The sequence below is a fragment of the Chryseobacterium sp. OSA05B genome (assembly GCF_019970065.1).
Classification (GTDB): domain Bacteria; phylum Bacteroidota; class Bacteroidia; order Flavobacteriales; family Weeksellaceae; genus Chryseobacterium.
Window position 1 is genome coordinate 1 of sequence record NZ_JAHXYH010000020.1, and the last position, 2,910, is coordinate 2,910.

Consider the following 2,910-nt stretch of genomic DNA (forward strand, 5'->3'; position numbering starts at 1 on the left):
CTCCAACTCTGGGTAAAGCCTTGCGGAATGGATAGCGGTTCTTTTACTCTGGCGATCTTACGTTTTTTGGATTTTCTTCTAAAGATAATCCTGCCAGTTTATAAATCCTGTGAAGCCTTTTATGATTTACTTTCTCACCTTGGCTAAGAAGCCTATGGTAGTATTTCCAGAACCGTCACGAGGATGACTTTCTCTCAACGATAGCAACTGTCTGTAAAGCACCGTGTCATATTTGATGCTTTTGTAAGCCATAGAAATCCGACTGATTCCAACTATAACTATTCGGCACGCCCTGCAATAACCATTTCAGACTCTTTTTGCAGCTCTCCGATCAGACTCCGTTTGTGGCAGGGCTTTAAAACTTTTTTTTTTCGATAATATACCTTGCTGCCTCCAAATACAGGGCAAGGTTAGCGTACATCCTTTTCAGTTTCGCATTAATTATTTGAGCCGTTTTAGCTCACCGGATTCCATTCCACCATACTTGTTCCGTCATTTAATAGAAAGTCTGGTTGCTGATGTCGTTTACTCTGCACAATTCTTCACTGCTGGTTACTCTGACGTAGTCCTTCAGAATCTTAGTGCTCTGCTCTTTTTCATATTGATTTTTACAATTTAAAATTAATAATTTTTTATATTTTTAAATTGTACTGTTTTCGGGGGAGCTTACAAAATGGTTATAGTTAATTATAAAGACATTCATAATAAAATTAAAAAGAAGTAAAATGAGATTACCCACATTAATATTACCCTTTGTTTTATTGACATCATGTGATTATGCAAAACAACAAAAAGAAATTACGTAACTAAAATCAAATAATAGAGAGCTTAAAAGCAGATTTTTTTTTGGATGTACGCTGATTTTTATTTGCTAAATTTGTGTAAACATGTATGTAGTTACCTTACGTTTTTATACCCGAAAATTTAGAATTTCTTCTATTTGACGATTATTAAATGCTAATTTAGTGTTTGCTGTACTCAATCATTTGAATACAAGGTAGAGATATAGTCAAAATACTTTCCCATATTCTTTTGCTTGCACATGAATAAATTAGTTCGAATGAAAACACACTAATCTTAGAAGCAATGCGAATTACTGATTAATATACTTCCATTCAGTATAAACTGTATGTTAGGACAAATAACAGTTCTACCAATATTCTGAATTGATAAAAAACATATATGAAATTTAAGAAAGCAAATCATACACGAAAGAATATTAAAATCTAAAAGAATAGCCAATATAGGGCAGAATCTTAATAGATTTGGTTTTATATATCCTAAACCGGTTATCTTCGATTTCTGCATTGACAAATAGTGGAGCAGGATTGCCAATGAGATTGTTTATCCCAAAGCGCAGCACTCCCTGCCTGTTAGATCGGTAGGTTTTAGAATATGCCGCACCCAAATCAAGGTTATAATTATCTGAAAGTGTATAGTTATTCGGTTCCGGGTCATACCCCTGAAAATTCTCCAACCTGTTTTTACCGGCCAGCCCATCACCAATGTCTATAAGCGTATACTGTGGTACGGTAATAGACTTTCCTGTAGTGTAATTAAAAACACCCGAAACACTCCACCGCCCGCCCAGGTTAGCTGTTGCTATAAAGGTAACCTGATTTCTTAAATCGGTTGGCGCCTTAAAAAGTTTTCCTCCATTGATCTGCGCAGATGAATACATCGTCTTACTAAGCGTATAATTCGCCTGAAGCGTCAGCCAATTTAATTTTTGCTTATATTCTATTTCTAAACCTTCACTATAACCTTTTCCGGAAATAATCCTATCCGGCCATGGGGCAGCCTCATCTACCGGCATATAATTTTCATCCAGCCGGTACATTAAAATATTATTGAAATTCTTCCGGTACAGTTCAATGCTGACACCTCCGCCTGAGGAAAATGAATGACGGTATCCCAGCTCGAAAATGAAGGCCTCTTCCGGAGGCAGATCCTTATTGCTGGGTGCGCGGAATTCATTGGGTACGGATATTCCGCTCAGACTGATCTGATGGTAAAACTGGGCCATAAAGGAGTAGGCCGCAAAAAACCGGCCGGATGCATTCAGGTCATAAAAAAGTGCGGTACGCGGCTGGAAAGAATGATAGGTCTTGTTTTTTACCAAAAACGATGTATAATGCAGTCCTGCCTTTAATTTCAGCTTATCCGAAAGGCTGATATCATTATCCGAATAAAACTTCAGGTGTACAGATTTCTGTGTTTCCACATCCGGTACAGATTCAGAATAAAAATCGGATGCTGCAGCACTGAACCTTGTAAAGTTTACCCTAAAGCCAATAAAACTCTGCAGATTATTGTTCCACTGGTAGGTTAAGTCGTTATCGATGCCTACATCAGTGATCCTGTTGAACTGTTCGGTTCCTGTTACGTCCCCATCCTGTACAAGGTTGCTGTAATTGCTGAACAATAAGGTGCTATTCTGGAAAACCCTGCTGTTATACACCTTGTTCCACCGGGCAGAAATAAGCTTGTTGCCCCAATTGAGAGCAAAATCAGGACGATTTTCATCGGATATCCCCAGGCTAAACCGGTCGCTGCCTACGTAAGAGGACAGGTAGACCCGGCTTGTTGAATCAATCCTGTAATTCAGTTTAACGTTTACATCATAGAGATAATACTTAAAATCTGACGCTTCTTTATCCAGAAGGCCAATAAGGCCATCAATCCAGCTCCGGCGAGCACTTGCGATAAAAGAAACCTTGTCTTTTACGACTGGCCCCTCAAGCATAACCGAATTGGTAAGAAGACCCAGGTTTGCAGCTCCATGATATTCCTGCATATTGCCTTCTTTTGTTTTGATATCGATGACGGATGATAAACGCCCTTCATAGCGTGATGGAAAAGAGCCTTTATAAAAATCAATATGCTTAACGATATCTGCATTAAAAATTG

1 protein-coding gene is annotated in these 2,910 nt (G+C 38.4%); it reads right to left on the reverse strand.

Features of this window, described 5'->3' with window-relative positions; all coding sequences use genetic code 11:
- Positions 1–1,219: 1,219 nt before the first annotated feature.
- On the reverse strand, positions 1,220–2,910 hold a 1,691-nt coding region (locus tag LC419_RS23345; RefSeq protein ID WP_223609609.1), incomplete at its 5' end, for a TonB-dependent siderophore receptor.